The sequence below is a fragment of the Kocuria sp. GQ42 genome, assembly GCF_059758435.1.
Genome location: NZ_JCAXEN010000003.1, coordinates 212,436 through 231,206 on the forward strand (window position 1 = coordinate 212,436; position 18,771 = coordinate 231,206).

Consider the following 18,771-nt stretch of genomic DNA (forward strand, 5'->3'; position numbering starts at 1 on the left):
AGGAGTACGCGTGGGCACGCAGGACAATCAGGCGCTCAGCGCGCAGTGGGCCGAATGCGTGCAGTACATGTACGAGGACCCCATGACCACGGGGCGCTACCGGGGGTTCATCTCCCTGGCCCAGCCCCAGGGCCTCATCGGCACCACGCTGCTCGTCGCGGTCCCGAACGAGCTCACCCGCGAGTTCTTCCAGAACCAGATGGCGTCCGTGCTCCGGTCCTCCGTGGGCCGGGCCTTCAGCCCCGAGACGCTCGTGGCGTTCGTGGTGGACGCCGACCTCGAGACCGCTCCCGCACCGGAGGCCGGGGCCTCGACGCCCACCGCGGCCCTGCCCCCGATCAGCGAGCTCGAGGCGGAGCGCAACCGCACCGACCTGCCCGCGCGGGTCGACCACGCCGACACCGCCGACGCGGTGGAGGTCGACCGGCGGACGACCGGTCTCGACCGGCAGTCCGCCGGGCTCATGGCGCCGCCCCCGGAGCCGGCGCACCGCTCCGAGATGGGCGGGGCCGACCGGACCCTGCCGCCGCCGCGGGACCCGCAGGCCGCGCCGCCCCGCCGCCCCGTCCAGGACACCGGCACCGCTCCCGCCGTGGTGGGGGAGTGGGACAGCTCCGCGCGGCTGAACCCCAAGTACGTCTTCGACTCCTTCGTGATCGGCCAGTCCAACCGGTTCGCCCACGCCGCGGCCTTCGCGGTGGCCGAGACCCCGGCCAAGGCCTACAACCCCCTGTTCATCTACGGGGAGTCCGGGCTGGGCAAGACGCACCTGCTGCACGCGATCGGCCACTACGCCAAGCGTCTCTACCCCCAGGTGCGGGTGCGCTACGTGAACTCGGAGGAGTTCACCAACGACTTCATCAACTCGATCCGCGACGACGAGGGCTCCTCCTTCAAGGAGATCTACCGCAACGTGGACATGCTGCTGATCGACGACATCCAGTTCCTGGCGGGCAAGGAGCACACGCAGGAGGAGTTCTTCCACACCTTCAACGCGCTGCACAACCACGAGAAGCAGATCGTGATCACCTCCGACATGCCGCCCAAGCAGCTCACCGGCTTCGCCGAGCGGATGCGGTCCCGCTTCGAGTGGGGCCTGATCACCGACGTGCAGCCGCCGGAGCTGGAGACCCGCATCGCGATCCTGCGCAAGAAGGCCACGAGCGAGGGCATGGACGCCCCCGACGACGTGCTGGAGTACATCGCCTCCCACATCTCCACCAACATCCGCGAGCTCGAGGGCGCCCTGATCCGGGTCACCGCGTTCGCCTCCCTGAACAAGCAGTCGGTGGACCTGCCCCTGGCCGAGCTGGTGCTCAAGGACCTCATCACCGACGACGGCGCGCAGGAGATCACCGCGGCCTCGATCCTGGCCCAGACCGCGGTCTACTTCGACATCAGCCTCGAGGAGCTCAAGAGCAAGTCCCGCACGCGCACCCTGGTCACCGCCCGGCAGATCGCGATGTACCTGCTGCGCGAGCTCACCGACATGTCCCTGCCGAAGATCGGCCAGGAGCTCGGCGGCCGCGACCACACCACGGTGATGCACGCGGACCGCAAGATCCGCACGCTGATGGCCGAGCGCCGGCAGATCTTCAACCAGGTCACGGAGCTCACCAACCGGATCAAGCAGCAGCAGCGCGAGGGCTGAGCCCGGCCCCACCCCTCCTCGAAGGCCCCGGCGGAGCACCGCCGGGGCCTTTTCGTGTAGTTCGTCCACAGGCTCCGCCCGCGGGATCCCGGGCCCGGAGGGACCCTCCTGCACAGGATGTCGGCGCTTGTGGAGCGCCTGTGCACAGGACAGAACCCACACCTGTGGATAAGATTGTGGAATTCTCCGTCCGACCGGTGGAGAACCTCGGTACAACTCGGGGGAGGGCTGTGGAACCCGCGGAACCGCGCGGATCTCGTCCACCGGCAGCACGCGTTCCGGTGGACCCCGAACCACAGGAACTCAACAGGCCGCCACCGCCCGGGTGCTGGCCGAGGGGCAGTTATCCACAGATTCCACAGCGGTTATTAACACTCCCATCCTTAAAGAGACATCTGGCCAAACAACAAGAATCCTGGAGCGCCGACCCCGTCCGGGCCCTCACGGCCCCGGATCACCCGGACGCCGCCACGGAGCGGCCGAATGGCCGTCCCGTGAAACGGACCGATACGATGCAGAGGGCGAAGACCCTGTTCGCACCGCTGCACCCCGCGGCGCGGCCCGCGCCGGACCCTGTCCGGGTCCGTGGCTCCGCCGTCCTTGCTCAGACTGAAAGGCAGCAACCTCTCGTGAAGTTCTCCGTCGAACGCGATGTTCTCGCCGAGGCCGTCACCTGGACCGCTCGGTCCCTCTCTCCTCGGCCCCCGGTCCCCGTGCTGTCCGGTCTGCTCATCCGTGCGGAGGGCGGTCAGCTGTCCATCGCGAGCTTCGACTACGAGATCTCCGCGCGGCTTTCGATCAGCGCCGACGTCCAGGAGGAGGGCACCACCCTCGTCTCCGGCCGTCTGCTCGCGGACATCTGCCGCTCCCTGCCCTCCGCCCCGGTCGAGGTGCACGCCGACGAGGGGAAGGTCACCCTGACCTGCCGCTCCTCGCGCTTCAACCTCGCGGCCATGCCGGTCGGCGACTACCCGGAGCTCCCGGCGCTGCCGGACGTCTCCGGCGTGGTGGCCGGCGACGAGTTCGCCCACGCCGTGGCGCAGGTGAACATCGCCGCGAGCAAGGACGACACCCTGCCCATCCTCACCGGCGTCCGCGTGGAGATCGAGGGCGAGAAGATGACGCTGCTCGCCACGGACCGCTACCGGCTCGCGATGCGCGAGCTCACCTGGCGGCCCAGCACCCAGGACATCTCCACGGCCGCGCTGATCAAGGCGCGCACCCTCAACGACATCGCCAAGACGCTCGGCCCCGCCGGTGACATCAACATCGCGCTGTCCGACTCCGCGGAGCTCGTCGGCTTCGAGTCCGGCGGGCGCCGCACCACGAGCCTGCTCATCGACGGCGAGTACCCCAAGATCCGGTCGCTGTTCCCGGAGCACACGCCGATCACCGCGGCGGTGCGGACCACCGAGCTCGTCGAGGCCGTCCGGCGCGTCTCGCTCGTGGCCGAGCGCAACACTCCCGTGCGCCTGGCCTTCACCCAGGGGCAGGTGGCCCTGGACGCCGGGACCGGCGAGGACGCCCAGGCCTCCGAGGTCCTCGACGCGCACCTCAGCGGCGACGACATCACGGTGGCCTTCAACCCGACGTACCTCTCCGAGGGCCTGCACGCCTTCGCCTCCGACTACGTCCGGTTCTCCTTCACCGCCCCGCCCAAGCCGGCTGTGCTCTCCGCCCAGGCCGAGCCCGAGGGCGAGGACAAGGACGACTACAAGTACCTGCTGATGCCGGTGCGGCTCCCCAGCCAGTGACCGGCCTGCCCGGAACCGGAAGCTGCTGATCCCGGCGTGTTCGTCGACCACCTCTCCCTGCTCGACTACCGGACGTATGCCCATCTGGACATACGTCTTGCTCCCGGGACCACCGTGTTCCTCGGGCCGAACGGCGTGGGCAAGACGAACATCGTCGAGGCCCTGGACTACACGGCGGGCCTGTCCTCGCACCGGGTGTCCTCCGACGGTCCGCTGATCCGCTTCGGCGCCGACCGCGCGATCGTCCGGGTCCGGGTGCGGCGGGGCGGGCAGCAGACCGTCCTGGAGCTCGAGCTCAACGACGGCCGCGCCAACCGGGTGCGCATCAACCGGGCCTCCCCGGTGCGGGCCCGGGACGCGCTCGGCATCGTGCGGACCGTCCTGTTCTCGCCGGAGGACCTGGCGCTGGTGAAGGGGGACCCCTCCCACCGCCGGCGCTTCCTCGACGACCTCGCGAAGTCCATGCGCCCCGTCCTCGCGGGCACCCTGGCCGACTACGAGAAGGTGCTCCGGCAGCGCAACGCGCTGCTGAAGTCGGCCCGCCGGAGCGGCCGGTTCACGGACACTCACCGGTCGACCCTGGCGGCGTGGAACGACCAGTTCGCCCGCGCCGGGGCCGGCATCCTGCACGCGCGCCTGCAGCTCATCGACGCCCTGGCGCCCCAGGTGGCGACCGCCTACGGCCAGCTCACGGACGGGACCAAGGAGACGACCCTGCGCTACGTGTCCTCGGTGCTGCCCGAGAGCGCGGCCGGGGACGCCGAGCGGCTGCGCGGGTTCACGCCCGCGGACCTGCACCAGCTGATCCTCGACGCGTGCGAGGCCTCGGAGCAGCGGGAGCTCGAGCGGGGACTGACCCTCGTGGGCCCGCACCGCGACGAGCTCGAGCTGCTGCTCGGGACGGCGCCGGCCCGGGGCTACGCCTCCCACGGCGAGACCTGGTCCTACGCCCTCGCGCTCCGCCTCGGCTCCTGGTACGTCCACCTGGCGGACGACCCCACGGAGGGCGCCGCGCCGATCCTCGTCCTGGACGACGTGTTCGCGGAGCTCGACGCCCGCCGCCGCAGCCGTCTCGCCGCGATCGTGGCCTCCGCGGAGCAGGTGCTCGTGACCGCCGCGGTCGAGGAGGACCTCCCGGCCGAGCTCGTGGCCGGTCCGCACGACGTGGTGCGGGTGGGTCCCGGCACCGCCGTCCGGGACGACGAGCAGGTGCCCGCCGGGACCGGTCCGGAGCCGGAGGAGGCGTCGTCGTCGTGAGCGGGCCGCGGCGCGAGGACGACCCGCTCCCCGCCGGGGAGCCCCAGGATCCCCCTGTCCCCGAGGCGAACGTCGTGCGGATCGAGGACGAGATCGACGCGCCGGCGGCGCTGCTCACCCGGATGCGCCACGCGGCGGAGGCGCGCGGGGACGGGCGGCTCTACGGCGCGGCCGCCCGGCGCAACCTCAAGGGCTTCGGCGCCGCCATGGAGGCGGCCACCGCGTCGGCCGCCGAGCGCCTGGGCCGCCGGGGCAACGACGTGGACCCGCGGGCGCTCGGCGGGTACTCCGGGGCGGGTCGCTCCGCCCGCGACCCCCGGGGGGTCGGCACGGTGCTGGACGGGCTCGTCTCCGGCCGCGGCTGGAAGGCGCCGGTCGCCGTGGGCTCGGTGCTGGCCCGCTGGGACGACCTCGTGGGCCCGGGCATCGCCGGGCACTGCCGGCCGGAGAGCTTCGACGAGACCGTGGTGCGGGTCCGGTGCGACTCCACCGCCTACGCCGCGAACCTGCGCCTCATGGTCCCGCAGCTGCTGCGCATGTTCGACGAGCACCTGGGGGAGGGCATCGTCACCCGGATCGAGATCCTCGGTCCCACGGCCCCGAGCTGGAAGCGGGGCCGCCGCTCCGTGCAGGGCCGGGGGCCCCGCGACACCTACGGCTGAGGCCGGCGGTCGGGACCGCTGAGCGGCCTCGTGGCGCGCTGCGGCCCCCCGGTGGCGTCCCGGGGGTGGCGGAGCGGAGGAAAAGTGGTCCTGAGGCCCTTTCCCGGCCGCTCAGAGGGGCCTGTGGGCACCCCGAGCCCACGGTTTTCCGATAGAATCGGTTCCAGACAGCAATCGACGGACCGGGCCCCCACGGCCGATCGCGACCATCCCGCCCGCGGCGCGGGCACCCGGAGTCGTCGACCCGTTCCGACCCCGCACGAGCCGATGAGCCGCCCGAACGACTCATCGGCGTTCTCTTGTGCCGTCCGGAGCGGGACCGGTGTGCCCAACAGGAGGAGCCAGGAACCCGTGGCAACAGAGGATCCGCAGAAGCGCGAGTACGGTGCCGGTGACATCACCGTCCTGGAAGGTCTCGAGGCCGTCCGGAAGCGACCCGGCATGTACATCGGCTCGACCGGCCCGCGGGGGCTGCACCACCTCGTGTACGAGGTGGTCGACAACTCGGTCGACGAGGCCCTGGCGGGCTACTGCGACCACATCGAGATCACCCTCCAGGCCGACGGCGGCGTGAAGGTCGTGGACAACGGCCGCGGCATCCCCGTGGACATCCACCCGACCGAGGGCCGGCCCACCGTCGAGGTCGTCATGACGATCCTGCACGCGGGCGGCAAGTTCGGCGGCGGCGGCTACGCCGTCTCGGGCGGGCTGCACGGCGTGGGCATCTCCGTGGTCAACGCGCTGTCCCGGCGCGTCGAGACCGAGGTGCGGCGCCAGGGCCACGTCTGGCGCATGGTCTTCGCCGACGGCGGCATGCCCCAGGGCGAGCTGGTCCGGGGGGAGGAGACCTCGGAGACCGGCACCACCCAGGTCTTCTACCCGGACCCCGACATCTTCGAGACCGTCGACTTCGACTTCGAGACGCTGCGGGCCCGCTTCCAGCAGATGGCGTTCCTCAACAAGGGCCTGCGGATCACCCTCACGGACGAGCGGGCGCCGGAGGAGTCCGGCGAGGAGATCGCCGGCTCCGCCTCGGACCGCACCGCCGTCCACGCGGACGCCGAGCCGGTCGAGGGCCGCGACGGCGGCACCGACGTCGCCCGGCTCAACCACGAGGACGAGGACGGCGCCGGCCACCGCCGGGTCGTCTACAAGTACGACCACGGCCTGCTGGACTACGTGACGTTCCTGAACACGTCCAAGAAGGCCGACCTCGTCCACGACGACGTCATCGCGCTCGAGTCCGAGGACACGGAGCGCAAGATGTCCCTCGAGCTCGCCATGCAGTGGACCACGGCCTACACCGAGTCCGTGCACACGTACGCGAACACGATCAACACCCACGAGGGCGGCACCCACGAGGAGGGCTTCCGCTCGGCGATGACGTCCCTCGTGAACCGCTACGCCCGGGAGAACAAGCTGCTCCGGGACAAGGACGAGAACCTCACCGGAGACGACGTCCGCGAGGGCCTCACGGCCGTCATCTCGATCAAGCTCGCCGAGCCCCAGTTCGAGGGCCAGACCAAGACGAAGCTCGGCAACTCCGAGGCGAAGACCTTCGTCCAGCGCGAGGTGAACAACCGGTTCGGCGACTGGCTCGAGCGCAACCCGGCCGCCGCGCGGGAGATCATCCGCAAGGCGATCAACGCCTCGCAGGCGCGGCTCGCGGCCCGCAAGGCGCGCGAGACCACCCGGCGCAAGGGCCTGCTCGAGTCGGGCGGGATGCCCGGCAAGCTCAAGGACTGCTCCTCCAAGGACCCCTCCCTGTCCGAGATCTACATCGTGGAGGGCGACTCCGCGGGCGGCTCGGCGGTGCAGGGCCGGGACCCCGCGCACCAGGCGATCCTGCCGCTGCGCGGCAAGATCCTCAACGTGGAGCGCGCCCGGCTGGACCGGGCGCTGTCCAACACCGAGGTCCAGTCGATGATCACCGCGTTCGGCGCCGGCATCGGCGACGACTTCGACATCGAGAAGGCGCGCTACCACAAGATCGTGCTGATGGCCGACGCCGACGTGGACGGCCAGCACATCACCACGCTGCTGCTGACGCTGCTGTTCCGGTTCATGCGCCCGCTGATCGAGCACGGCTTCGTCTACTTGGCCCAGCCGCCGCTGTACCGGATCAAGTGGTCCAACGCCCCGCACGACTACGTCTACACGGACGCCGAGCGGGACGAGGCCCTGGCGCGCGGGCTCGCCAACAACCAGCGCATCCCCAAGGACAACGGCATCCAGCGCTACAAGGGCCTCGGCGAGATGGACTACACCGAGCTGTGGGACACCACGATGGACCCCGACCACCGCACCCTGCTGCAGGTGACCATGGAGGACGCGGCCGCCGCCGACCAGATCTTCTCCGTGCTCATGGGCGAGGACGTCGAGTCCCGCCGCGAGTTCATCCAGCAGAACGCCAAGGACATCCGGTTCCTCGACATCTGATCCGCGACATATGTCCCACTCGGCATGCAATTACCGGGGGCGGGACCTGCGCAGGACCACGAGGACGAGCAGACAGAACGGAAAGACCGCATGAGTGACGAGACCCAGGACGGACCGACCCCGGAGGACGCCGGCCTCGCCGGCGACCTCGAGCACACCCCCGTGCTGACCGACCGCGTGGAGCAGGTGGACCTGCAGACCGAGATGCAGCGGTCCTACCTCGACTACGCGATGGCCGTCATCGTGGGCCGCGCCCTGCCGGACGTCCGGGACGGGCTCAAGCCGGTGCACCGGCGCGTGCTGTACGCGATGTACGACGGCGGCTACCGCCCCGACCGATCCTTCAACAAGTGCGCCCGCGTGGTGGGCGAGGTCATGGGCCAGTACCACCCGCACGGCGACTCCGCGATCTACGACGCCCTGGTGCGGCTGATCCAGGGCTGGGTGATGCGCTATCCGCTCGCCCTGGGGCAGGGCAACTTCGGCTCCCCGGGCAACGACGGCGCGGCCGCCCCGCGGTACACCGAGACCAAGATGGCGCCCATCGCCATGGAGATGGTCCGGGACATCCACGAGGAGACCGTCGACTTCCAGGACAACTACGACGGCAAGAACCAGGAGCCGTCGGTGCTGCCGTCCCGGTTCCCCAACCTGCTGGTCAACGGCTCGTCCGGCATCGCCGTGGGCATGGCCACCAACATCCCGCCGCACAACCTGCGCGAGGTCGCGGACGGCGTGCAGTGGTACCTCCAGCACCCGGACGTCTCCAACGAGACGCTGCTCGAGGAGCTGCTGCAGCGGATCAAGGGCCCGGACTTCCCGACCGGCGCGCAGATCCTCGGCCACAAGGGCATCGAGGACGCCTACCGCACCGGCCGCGGCTCCATCTCCATGCGCGCCGTGGTCAGCGTCGAGGAGATCCACAACCGCACCTGCCTGGTGGTCACCGAGCTGCCCTACCAGGCGAACCCGGACAACCTCGCGATGAAGATCGCGGACCTCGTCAAGGACGGCCGCATCACCGGCATCGCCGACATCCGGGACGAGACCTCCGGGCGCACCGGCCAGCGGCTGGTGATCGTGCTCAAGCGCGACGCCGTGGCCAAGGTGGTGCTCAACAACCTCTACAAGCACACGCAGCTGCAGGACAACTTCTCCGCCAACATGCTCGCGCTCGTGGACGGGGTGCCCCGCACGCTGAGCCTCGACGCGTTCATCCGGCACTGGGTCACCCACCAGATGGACGTCATCGTCCGCCGCACCGAGTACCGCCTGCGGCAGGCCGAGGCGGAGGCCCACATCCTGCGGGGCCTGCTCAAGGCGCTCGACGCCCTCGACGAGGTCATCGCGCTCATCCGCCGCTCCCCGACGGCCGACGACGCCCGCAGCGGGCTCATGGAGCTGCTGCAGATCGACGAGGACCAGGCGCAGGCCATCCTCAACATGCAGCTGCGCCGGCTCGCGGCCCTCGAGCGGCAGAAAATCCAGGACCGGCACGCGGAGCTCGAGCGGCTCATCGCCGAGTACACCGAGATCATCGCCTCGGAGGAGCGCCAGCGCGGCATCATCTCCTCGGAGCTCGACGAGATCGTGGGCCGCTACGGCGACGACCGCCGCTCCGAGATCATGTACGGCTACGACGGCGACATGTCGATGGAGGACCTGATCCCCGAGGAGGAGATGGTCGTGACCATCACCCGCGGCGGATACGTCAAGCGCACGCGCTCCGACCAGTACCGCTCCCAGCGCCGCGGCGGCAAGGGCGTGAAGGGCGCGCAGCTGCGCGGGGACGACGTCGTGGAGCACTTCTTCGTCACCACCACCCACAACTGGATCCTGTTCTTCACGAACCTGGGCCGGGTCTACCGCACCAAGGCGTACGAGCTGCTGGAGGCGGGCCGGGACTCCAAGGGCCAGCACGTGGCGAACCTGATGGCCTTCCAGCCGGGGGAGCGGATCGCCCAGGTCATGGAGCTGCGCTCGTACAGCGACGCCCCGTACCTGGTCCTTGCCACCCGCAGGGGCCTGATCAAGAAGTCCCGGCTGATGGACTACGACACCAACCGCACGGCCGGGGTGATCGCGATCAACCTGCGCGACGACGACGAGCTCGTCTCGGCCCAGCTGGCGTCCGCGCAGGACGACCTGCTCCTGGTCTCCCGCAACGGGATGTCCCTGCGCTTCACCGCGAGCGACGAGGTGCTGCGTCCCATGGGGCGGGCGACCTCCGGGGTCACCGGCATGAAGTTCCGCGACGGCGACGAGCTGCTCTCCGCCAACGTGGTCACCGACGACGCCTACGTCTTCGTGGTCACCGAGGGCGGCTACGCCAAGCGCACCAAGGTGGAGGAGTACCGGGTGCAGGGCCGCGGCGGAATCGGCATCAAGGTGGCGAAGCTCGCGGAGCAGCGCGGCCGGCTGGTCGGCGGGATCATCGTGGGCGAGGAGGACGAGGTCCTCGTGGTCATGGAGTCCGGCAAGGTCGTGCGCACCGGCGCCTCCGAGGTCCCGGCCAAGGGCCGCGACACGATGGGCGTGATCTTCGCGAAGCCCGCCCAGGGCGACACGATCACCGGGGTGGCCCGCAACGCCGACCGGGAGATCGCCGAGGAGGTCGACGCCGAGGCCGTGGCCGAGGTCGACGTCCAGCTCGACGAGACGATGGAGACGGCCGACGTCCTGGACACGGGCGAGGCCGACGGAGAGGCCGACGAGCTCGGTCCGGTCCCCGGTTCCGGGGACACGACGGACGATGAAGTAGCGTTGGACCCGAACAACAACGGAGGTAACGCATGAGCTCGAGTTCCGGCTCCAACACCGCCGGCAGGTCCGGACGCTCCCCCCTGGCGTCCGCACCCCGCCCCGGGAACGGGTCGCCGTCCGGGACGGCGAGACCCTCGACGAGCGCCCGGACCGCGCCGAAGCCGGCGAAGTCAGGCTCGGGTCCCGCGAAGTCGAGCGCTACCCGGTCCGGCTCCGGCCCGGCGAAGAGCGCCCGGCCCGCGAGCTCGACGAAGGGCCTGGTCCGCCCGGCCCCGCGGCCTCGGGTGCGCCGGGCGCGGCTCGTGGTCTCGAAGGTGGACACCTGGTCGGTGCTCAAGCTCGCGTTCCTGCTGTCGGTCGCGCTGGGGATCATCACCGTGGTCGCCGCGGTCGTGCTGTGGATCGTCCTGGACCTCACGGGCCTGTTCGACGGGATCAACGAGCTGCTCGGGATGCTGGGCGGCGCGGGCGGGGCCCTGAACATCAAGGACTTCCTGTCCCTGGGGCAGATCGCGATCTTCGCGACCATCGTCTCCGTGGTCAATGTCATCCTGTTGACCGCCCTGTCGGTGCTCGCCGCGCTGCTGTACAACATCGCGGCGGCCCTCGTGGGCGGGATCGGGCTCACCCTCACGGACGACTGATCCGGCGCGGTTCAGGGGAGTCCGGCCCGGCCGGGGCGATTTGGCACGGGTCGGCAACTCCGGTATCGTTTCTTCTCGGTCCGCAAGGGCTGTGAGAGGGCGTATAGCTCAGACGGTTAGAGCGCTTCGCTGATAACGAAGAGGTCCCAGGTTCAATTCCTGGTACGCCCACGGTTTCCCTTTTCCGCAGGTCAGGAGGCAGGCGTGAACAGGAAGATGGCTGCGGCTCTCGCCCTGGTCGGCGCGTCGGTCGCCGTGCTCACCAAGCTGCGGGAGGCCGACGCCGACAGGAACGCCTGGGCGGACGCCACCGACGAGGTGGAGTAGCCCGGACACCACGGGGGCGTGGCGCAACTGGTAGCGCATCTGCTTTGCAAGCAGAGGGTTAGGGGTTCGAGTCCCCTCGCCTCCACCACACCGGATCCCGATCGAGCAGACGCTCGGTCGGGATCTTCTCGTTCGCGGGCGCACCACCGCGCGCCGCCGCAACGGCGGAGGCCCCCGCTCCCTGCAGGGAGCGGGGGCCTCTGCCCGAACGGGCGGGGATCAGGCCTCGTTCTCGTCCTTCTTGCCCTGGATCTGCTCCTTGACCTCGTGGATCGTGGTCTTGGCGTCCTCACCGACGGTCTTGGCGCTGTCCTTGACCTCGGCGGCGGCCTCCGAGACACCACCGGACTGACCGGCCGGGGTGGTCGCGTCCTTGACGTCGTCGACCTGCACACCGGTGCCGGCGGCCACGGTGGACTGCTGGGCCACCGGGGAGGCGGTCACGCGCGGGGACGTGGCCGCCGGGGTCTTCCAGGGGTCCTCGACCGGGCGCGACGCCTTCCAGGCGGCCACGCCGGCCGCACCGCCGGCCACGAGCAGGCCCAGCAGCAGGAGGCCCTTGTGGGACTTCTCGGCCTTCTTCTGCTGCTTGGCGTAGTCCTTGGCGACCTTCGAGGCGGCCTTCTTCGCGTTGGCCACGGCCTTCTTGTCGCCGGTCAGCTTCGCGACGATCGCCTCGAGCTGCTCGGGGGTGTCCGCGTCGGCGAACTTGCCCGCGAGCAGGGCGGCGGCGCCGGCGTACTTCGCCTGCATCGCGGCGCGGCTCTCGGAGGCCCGGTCCGCGGCCTTCGCGGCCACGGGGCCGGCGGTCTTCGCGGCCTTCGCAGCCACCGGGGCGGTCACCGCGGCTGCCTTCAGCTTGGCGGAGCCGGAGAGATCGTGGGCGCGGCCCAGACCCTCCTGGACCTTGGGGCCGGCGGTCGCGACGCCCCCGGCGAGGGCCGCGGCGCCCGCCTCGACGCTGTGCTGGAGCCGGGGCGCGAGGTCACCGATCTCCTTGGACGCCCACTTGCCGGCGTCCAGGACCCTGCTCTCCGCGGCCTTCTGCGCCGCGACGGCCTTCTTCTCGCTCTTGGACTTCTTGAAGCTCATGAATCCATCCCTCCTCGGGTCGTGACAATCCACTGTCAGCATACGGGCAGAGCCGTCGGGGCAGGAGGGTGCGCCGCGCAATCCCGGGCCTTTTCACTGTGCGCTGAACCCCGCGACCCCACCGGGAAGGGCCTCCGGGGGCCGTGCAAGAATGGGCGCATGACTTCTGCCATCCCCACCGCCAAGGCGACCATCCACACGAACCACGGCGACATCGTCGTGAACCTGTTCGGCAACCACGCCCCGAAGACCGTCAAGAACTTCATCGGCCTCTCGGACGGCACCCGGGAGTGGAGCGACCCGCGCACCGGTGAGAAGCAGACCGGTCCCCTCTACAAGGACGTGGTCTTCCACCGCATCATCAAGGACTTCATGATCCAGGGCGGGGACCCCCTGGGCCAGGGCATCGGCGGACCGGGCTACGAGTTCGACGACGAGATCCACCCCGAGCTCGACTTCAACGAGCCCTACATCCTGGCGATGGCCAACGCCGGCAAGCGCAACGGCAAGGGCACCAACGGGTCCCAGTTCTTCATCACCACCGCCCCCACCACCTGGCTGCAGGGCAAGCACACCATCTTCGGCGAGGTGGCCGACGACGCGTCGCGGAAGGTCGTGGACGAGCTGAACGGCGTCCGCACCGGCGGCATGGACCGCCCGGTCGAGGACTGCGTGGTCACCTCGATCGACATCGAGCAGCTCTAGATCCGAGCAGTCTCCCCGTCCCGGCACCGCCGGGACGGGGACCAGCGGCGCAGGCCCGTCCGGAGCGATCCGGACGGGCCTGCGCCGTTGCCGTCCCGTCCACCCCCGTCCATCCCGTCCAGCGAACCGGGCCCGCAGCGAACCGGCCCAGGAGGAGTCCCAGTGAGCGGCGAGCGACCGCAGTACGGCGCGTCCACCGGGGGAGACATCCCGGTGTGCCCGCGCCACCCCGACCGGCCGGCGTACGTGCGGTGCCAGCGGTGCGGCCGGCCGACGTGCCCGGAGTGCCAGCGGACGGCCGCGGTGGGCGTCCACTGCGTCGACTGCGTGCAGGAGGCGACGCGCTCGCGCCCCGCCGTCCGCACGAGCCTCGGCGGCCGCGCGGCCCAGGGCTCCCCGATGCTCGTCACCTGGTGGCTCGTCGGCGTCAACGCGGTGGTCTACGCGCTGCAGTGGCTCGTGCAGGCGGCCGGCGTGAGCCTGCTGCAGATGTTCGCCTACGCCCCCGTGACCACGACCTCCGAGCCGTGGCGGATGCTCACGAGCGGCTTCCTGCACTCGATGTCCAGTCCGCTGCACCTGATCCTGAACATGTACATGCTCTACCTGTTCGGGCGGATGCTCGAGCCGGCGCTGGGCCGCGGCCGGTTCCTGCTGCTGTTCCTGCTCTCCGTCCTGGGCGGATCCGTGGGCGTCCTGCTCCTGTCGCACCCGCTCAGTCTCGTGGTCGGCGCGTCCGGGGGCGTCTTCGGCCTGTTCGGCGCCCTGTTCGTGCTGCAACGCCACCTGGGGCAGTCCATCACGCCCATCGCGGTGCTGATCGGCGTGAACGTCGTCTTCGGCTTCCTCTTCCCCGGCATCGCCTGGCAGGCGCACCTCGGCGGACTCGTCACGGGAGCCATCGTCGCCTTCGGCTACACGGCAGCCACCCGTCGGCGCCGGGGTGCCGGCGGCCGCCGGTGACGCCGGCCGGCACCCGCCCCCGAGCACTCGCGCGCCGGCGGACGACCGTGTTCTCCACAGGGGTTGTCCCCACCTGTCGACAAGTTACACCGGTGGAATTCCACACCTGTGAGCAACGGTGTGGACAGGGCCAGGGCGGCTTCCACAGCTGTTAATAACGCTGTGGAGAGCGAGCTGTGCACACAGTTCTCCACACCTGTGGACAACGTTGTGCACCGGTTGGGGAGAAGGGGTGGAACCGTGCCGGCCGGGACGCCGTCCTCATCGGATCCTCAGGCGGCGTGCGGAAGACTGGAGGGGTGCGGATCCCGCCGCGCCCACGGAGGAGAACGGGAGGACGCGTGCGCGTGCTGCTGGTGGAGGACGAGGTGGACCTCGCGGAGTCGCTGCGCCGCGGGCTCACGAACGAGGGCTTCGTCGTCGACGTCGCCCACGACGGCATCACCGGGGGGTGGCTGGCCGGCGAGAACCCCTACGACGTCGTGGTCCTGGACCTGATGCTGCCCGGCAGGAACGGCTACGCGGTGCTCGAGGAGCTGCGCGCCGCCGAGAACTGGGTCCCCGTCCTGATGCTCACCGCCAAGGACGGCGAGTACGACCAGACCGACGCCTTCGACCTCGGCGCCGACGACTACCTCACCAAGCCCTTCAGCTTCCTCGTGCTGGTGGCGCGGCTGCGCGCCCTCATCCGCCGGGGGGCACCCGAGCGGCCCGTGGTGCTCACGGTCGGGTCCCTGCAGCTCGACCCCGTCCGCCGGACCGTGGCCCGCCGGGGGAAGGCGCTCGAGCTCACCGCGAAGGAGTACGTCATCCTCCAGTACCTGATGCAGAACGCGGAGAAGGTCGTCTCGAAGCTGGAGATCATGGACAACGCCTGGGACGCCGGCTTCGAGGGCTCCGAGAACATCGTCGAGGTCTACGTGGGCTATCTCCGGAAGAAGATCGACGCGCCCTTCGGCCTCTCCACCCTGCAGACGGTCCGCGGCATGGGCTACCGGCTGGTCCCGGACGAGCCCGGGGCGCCGGCGTCGTGACCTCCGCCGGGAGGGGGCTCCTCGACCGGTGGGGGGTGCGGGAGCGCAGCACGGCCGCCGCGGCGCTGCTCATCCTCCTGGTGATGGCCGTGGCCGGCGCCGTGCTGCTCGAGGTCCTCAGCCGCGCGGCCGTGGGGGCCGCCCACGACCAGGCCGAGGCCCGGCAGACGGAGATCCTCCAGGACCTGGGGCTCCCGTGGGGCCCGCGCAGCGCCGAGGGCTCGGCGGGGGAGACGGCCGTGTTCACGCAGGCCGGGCTCGGCGAGCTGATGCTGCGGCTCGGCCGCCCGGGGGTCATCGTGCAACTCCAGGACGCCGACGGACAGGTGGTGGCCGCGTCCCCCGCCAGCGCGCTGGGCACGGACCTGTCCGTGCCGGTCCTGGAGCCGGGGCGGTCCTTCGACTCCGCGGCGAACGGGGACGGGCCCACGCTCAGGACCGACGACCACGTGTATGTCGCTCACGGCATGTACATCAACGGCGTGCCCCTGACTCTCACCGTGGCCGTGCCCATGGCGCTGCAGCAGGGCACCCTCCAGACCGTGTCCCTGTTCCTGCTGGTCGGCGGGCCGGTGCTGGCGTTGCTCGGGGCCGCGCTCATGTGGTTCCTGGTCGGCCGCTCCCTGGCCCCGGTGCGCCGCATCACCGGACAGGTCCGGCGCATCGGCACGGCCCGCCTGGGGGAGCGGGTCGACGTGCCCCCCACCCGGGACGAGATCGCGGCGCTCGCCGAGACCATGAACGGGATGCTGGACCGGCTGCAGGCCTCCGACCGGGCACAGCGACGGTTCGTGGCGGACGCCTCCCACGAGCTCCGCAGCCCGCTCGCCACCCTCACCACCACGATCGAGGTGGCCGCCTCCGACCCGTCCGGGGCGACGTGGTCCGAGCTCGCCCCCGTCCTCAGGTCCCAGTCCCGCCGCATGGGTCAGCTCGTGGAGGACCTCCTGACCCTCGCCAAGGTCGACGACGCCGGGCTGCGGCTGCGCACCGCGGACACCGACCTCGACGAGGTGGTCCGGGAGGAGGTCGCCCGGATGCGGCCGGCCTCGCGGCACGAGGTGCGCGTGCACGTGGAGCCCGTGCGGGTCCGGGGGGACGCCAGCCGGCTCCAGCAGGTGGTCCGCAACCTGCTCTCCAACGCGGAGCGGCACGCGGACGCCTGGATCGCCGTCTCCCTGGTGGCCGAGGGGGACGAGGCGGTCGTGACCGTGGTCAACGACGGCGACCGCATCGCGCCGGAGGACCGGGAACGGGTCTTCGAGCGGTTCGTGCGGCTCGACGACTCCCGGACCCGGGATACGGGCGGATCCGGACTGGGCCTGGCCATCAGCCGGGAGATCGTCGCGGCCCACGGGGGGACGATCGACGCGGGCGAGGACCCGGAGGGCCGGTGCCGCTTCCAGGTGCGTCTCCCGCGGGAGGGCGGGGACGACGAGGGCTGAGCACCTCGCGTTCACCTCCCGTTGGCGGCACCGTCACGCGGGCCGCCTAGCGTCTCCCTGGTCGGCGGGAGCCCCCCGATCCCGCTCCGACCAGCACGGATGCACCCCCGGGCAGCCGTGCGGAATGCCCCGGTCCGTCGGCGGACCGGGGCATTCGACTGCTCCGCGCCCGGGGGTCCCGGGCCGCCGGCCGGGGTCCCCGGCCCCCGGCGGCTCACCCGCCGGGCTCTCAGTACCCGGCGGCGGCGGCGGCCCAGACCTGCGCGGTGAGCTCCTCGAGGCGCTCCTCGGGCGTGCGCTGGGCGCGCAGCGCCTGGGCGACGAGCCGCTGCGCGGTGGAGGCGAGGTGCTCGCGCATGGCGCGTGCCGCCTCCGCCTCGTCCCGGGCGAGCACGGCCCGGACCAGCGCGTCGTGCTCGCGCGCGAGCTCCCCGACGGGCCGCCGCGACGTGGCGGCGACGACGCCCAAGAAGGACGTGGTGGTGCGCAGCCGCTCCACGAGCTGGACGGCCTGGGCGTTGCCGGCGACGAGCAGCAGCGCCCGGTGCAGTCCCTCGTCCGCCTCGGCGGTGGCCTCGACGTCCCCGGTCCGGGCCGCCTCGTGCAGCGCCTCCCACTGGGCCCGGATCCGGTCCAGCTCCTCGGGCGCCGCGAGACGGGCGGCCCGGCGGGCGGCCGGGACCTCCAGGGCGGTGCGCACCGCGAAGATCTCGGCGACGTCGTCGGGACTGACCTCGACGATCTCGAAGCCGCGGTTGCGGTGGAACCGGATCAGCCCGGCCTCGCCCAGCCGCAGCAGGCCCTCCCGCACCGGGCTGCGGGAGACGTCCATGGCGGAGGCCAGCTGCTGCACCGAGTAGAGGCGCCCGGGCTCCATCTCGCCCGCGGTGATCGCCCGGCGCACCGCGGCCATCACCTGCACGGCGAGCGAGCTCCCGGTCGTGGCGGTGACGGACGGCAGCGCGGGGGCCGCCGCCCCGGGACGGTCGCCGGCCGGGGACCCGGCGACGGAGCGGGGTGGGGTGGTCACGGGGTGATCGTCAGCTTGATGTCCCCGGGCCGGTGCTCCTCGGCCCGCTGCATGGCCTCCGCGATCCGCTCGAGGGGGAACTCGGGCCCGAGACAGTGCTCCACGTCGATCTCGCCCTCGGAGATCCGCCGCACGGCCTCGCGGAAGGACGTCAGTCCCGGCTCGGCCTGCGCCGCCACGGAGCACTGCAGCCGCAGGTTCTTGCGGAACGCCGTCCACAGCGGGACCTCGGTGTGCCCGTGCCGCTCCGGCAGGCCGAAGAAGCCGACGATGCCCCGGTCGGCGGCGAGCTCGACGGCCTGGTCGCGCAGCACGTCGTGCCCCACGGCCTCGATGACGAGGTCGGCGCCGCGGCCCCCGGTGACCTCGGCCACGACCGCGGCGAGGTCCTCCTCCGGCACCCGCACGGGGACGGCGCCCAGCCGGCGGGCGACCTCGAGCCTGCCCGTGTCCAGGTCGGAGGCGACGACGTGCGCGAAGCCCAGTCGGCGGGCCTCCTCCACGAAGAACAGCCCGGCGGACCCCGCGCCCATCACCACGCACGTGTGCGCCCGGCGGGCAGGCGTCTCCACGGGCCAGAACTGGCGCATGGCGTAGAGGCACGTGCCGTACTGCTGGGCCATCATGAGCCGCCGCAGCTGCAGGGAGTCGTCCGGGTCCGTGCCGGCGGGCAGCTCCACGACGTGCAGGTCGTCCAGCAGCTGGAGCTCCGCGAAGCACCCGCCCATCTCGCCCTGGGGGACCGTCAGCACCAGGGTGCCCTCCGGGACGCGCTCCGAGCGGGACTCGACCACCACGCCGACCCCTTCGTGGCCGGGGTAGCCGGGACGGCGCGGGCCCTCCGCGTGGAGCAGCCCGTGGAAGGCCGCGTGCAGGTCGGATCCGCAGATGGAGGCGTGCAGCATGCGCACCACCAGCTGACCGGGTTCCCGGGCGTGCGGATCGGGCCAGTCGGTGACCGTGACGGTGCCCGTGGTGGGGACGTGGGATGCTCGCATGCGCGCC

The 18,771-nt window shown here is 71.5% G+C and carries 15 protein-coding genes and 2 tRNA genes; 14 read left to right on the forward strand and 3 right to left on the reverse strand.

All coding sequences use genetic code 11. The features are described 5' to 3' along the window. The first annotated feature begins 67 nt into the window (after positions 1-67). The 10 genes from dnaA (at position 68) to AC6CH6_RS08945 (ending at position 11,585) form a co-directional block, all read left to right on the forward strand. Positions 68-1,651, forward strand: coding sequence for a chromosomal replication initiator protein DnaA (gene dnaA / locus AC6CH6_RS08900; protein ID WP_419967785.1), 1,584 nt, complete (start codon positions 68-70; stop codon positions 1,649-1,651). A 629-nt stretch (positions 1,652-2,280) separates the two neighbouring features. Next, positions 2,281-3,405, forward strand: a complete 1,125-nt coding sequence (gene dnaN, locus AC6CH6_RS08905; protein WP_498254861.1) for a DNA polymerase III subunit beta — start codon at positions 2,281-2,283, stop codon at positions 3,403-3,405. Between the two features lie 36 nt (positions 3,406-3,441). Beyond that, positions 3,442-4,662, forward strand: coding sequence for a DNA replication/repair protein RecF (recF, locus tag AC6CH6_RS08910; RefSeq protein WP_368811751.1), 1,221 nt, complete (start codon positions 3,442-3,444; stop codon positions 4,660-4,662). Further along, entirely contained in the window at positions 4,659-5,324 is a 666-nt protein-coding gene (locus tag AC6CH6_RS08915; protein ID WP_206064006.1) for a DciA family protein, read from the forward strand. Before recF ends, AC6CH6_RS08915 begins: the two co-directional genes overlap by 4 nt. Before the next feature lie 351 nt (positions 5,325-5,675). Continuing rightward, positions 5,676-7,763: a DNA topoisomerase (ATP-hydrolyzing) subunit B gene (gene gyrB / locus AC6CH6_RS08920; RefSeq protein ID WP_017835076.1), complete on the forward strand. Its 2,088-nt coding sequence runs from the start codon at positions 5,676-5,678 to the stop codon at positions 7,761-7,763. Positions 7,764-7,853: 90 nt separating this feature from the next. Beyond that, on the forward strand, positions 7,854-10,559 hold the full coding sequence (gene gyrA / locus AC6CH6_RS08925; RefSeq protein WP_017835077.1) for a DNA gyrase subunit A: 2,706 nt from the start codon (positions 7,854-7,856) through the stop codon (positions 10,557-10,559). Then, positions 10,556-11,170 (forward strand): DUF3566 domain-containing protein, encoded by a 615-nt coding sequence (locus AC6CH6_RS08930; RefSeq protein WP_498254862.1) that lies wholly within the window; start codon positions 10,556-10,558, stop codon positions 11,168-11,170. Before gyrA ends, AC6CH6_RS08930 begins: the two co-directional genes overlap by 4 nt. Before the next feature lie 97 nt (positions 11,171-11,267). Next, positions 11,268-11,341 (forward strand) — tRNA-Ile (locus AC6CH6_RS08935). Between the two features lie 33 nt (positions 11,342-11,374). Beyond that, positions 11,375-11,497, forward strand: coding sequence for a hypothetical protein (locus tag AC6CH6_RS08940; RefSeq protein ID WP_255219369.1), 123 nt, complete (start codon positions 11,375-11,377; stop codon positions 11,495-11,497). A gap of 12 nt (positions 11,498-11,509) precedes the next feature. Beyond that, positions 11,510-11,585, forward strand: a tRNA-Ala gene (locus tag AC6CH6_RS08945). A gap of 131 nt (positions 11,586-11,716) precedes the next feature. Here AC6CH6_RS08945 and AC6CH6_RS08950 read toward each other — a convergent pair. Beyond that, positions 11,717-12,589 (reverse strand): hypothetical protein, encoded by an 873-nt coding sequence (locus tag AC6CH6_RS08950; RefSeq protein ID WP_035924352.1) that lies wholly within the window; start codon positions 12,587-12,589, stop codon positions 11,717-11,719. Positions 12,590-12,748: 159 nt separating this feature from the next. Between AC6CH6_RS08950 and AC6CH6_RS08955 the strand changes: the two genes are divergently transcribed. The 4 genes from AC6CH6_RS08955 to AC6CH6_RS08970 all read left to right on the forward strand — a co-directional run bounded on the left by AC6CH6_RS08955 (position 12,749) and on the right by AC6CH6_RS08970 (position 16,736). Continuing rightward, positions 12,749-13,294, forward strand: a complete 546-nt coding sequence (locus AC6CH6_RS08955) for a peptidylprolyl isomerase (RefSeq protein ID WP_498254863.1) — start codon at positions 12,749-12,751, stop codon at positions 13,292-13,294. Positions 13,295-13,456: 162 nt separating this feature from the next. Further along, the gene (locus AC6CH6_RS08960) at positions 13,457-14,257 is read left to right on the forward strand and encodes a rhomboid family intramembrane serine protease (protein WP_498254864.1); all 801 of its coding nucleotides are present in this window, start codon (positions 13,457-13,459) and stop codon (positions 14,255-14,257) included. A gap of 341 nt (positions 14,258-14,598) precedes the next feature. Continuing rightward, positions 14,599-15,291 carry a response regulator transcription factor gene (locus AC6CH6_RS08965; protein ID WP_498254865.1) on the forward strand — a complete coding sequence of 231 codons (693 nt, stop codon included), beginning with the start codon at positions 14,599-14,601 and terminating at the stop codon, positions 15,289-15,291. Beyond that, positions 15,288-16,736 carry a sensor histidine kinase gene (locus tag AC6CH6_RS08970; RefSeq protein WP_498254866.1) on the forward strand — a complete coding sequence of 483 codons (1,449 nt, stop codon included), beginning with the start codon at positions 15,288-15,290 and terminating at the stop codon, positions 16,734-16,736. Before AC6CH6_RS08965 ends, AC6CH6_RS08970 begins: the two co-directional genes overlap by 4 nt. Before the next feature lie 229 nt (positions 16,737-16,965). Here the strand turns inward: AC6CH6_RS08970 and AC6CH6_RS08975 are convergent, their stop codons facing one another. Both AC6CH6_RS08975 and AC6CH6_RS08980 read right to left on the reverse strand, forming a co-directional pair. Further along, positions 16,966-17,766, reverse strand: coding sequence for a GntR family transcriptional regulator (locus AC6CH6_RS08975; RefSeq protein WP_498254867.1), 801 nt, complete (start codon positions 17,764-17,766; stop codon positions 16,966-16,968). Continuing rightward, entirely contained in the window at positions 17,763-18,764 is a 1,002-nt protein-coding gene (locus tag AC6CH6_RS08980; protein ID WP_498254868.1) for a zinc-binding dehydrogenase, read from the reverse strand. The genes AC6CH6_RS08975 and AC6CH6_RS08980 overlap by 4 nt, the downstream gene beginning before the upstream one ends. Between the last annotated feature and the right edge of the window lie 7 nt (positions 18,765-18,771).

What these genes read in the sequence shown, in the direction of transcription:
- dnaA (WP_419967785.1), top strand. Translation starts at nt 68, where the DNA reads ATGTACGAGGACCCCATGACCACGGGGCGCTACCGGGGGTTCATCTCC.
- gyrA (WP_017835077.1), top strand. Translation starts at nt 7,854, where the DNA reads ATGAGTGACGAGACCCAGGACGGACCGACCCCGGAGGACGCCGGCCTC.
- AC6CH6_RS08930 (WP_498254862.1), top strand. Translation starts at nt 10,556, where the DNA reads ATGAGCTCGAGTTCCGGCTCCAACACCGCCGGCAGGTCCGGACGCTCC.
- AC6CH6_RS08950 (WP_035924352.1), bottom strand. Translation starts at nt 12,589, where the DNA reads ATGAGCTTCAAGAAGTCCAAGAGCGAGAAGAAGGCCGTCGCGGCGCAG.
- AC6CH6_RS08955 (WP_498254863.1), top strand. Translation starts at nt 12,749, where the DNA reads ATGACTTCTGCCATCCCCACCGCCAAGGCGACCATCCACACGAACCAC.
- AC6CH6_RS08980 (WP_498254868.1), bottom strand. Translation starts at nt 18,764, where the DNA reads ATGCGAGCATCCCACGTCCCCACCACGGGCACCGTCACGGTCACCGAC.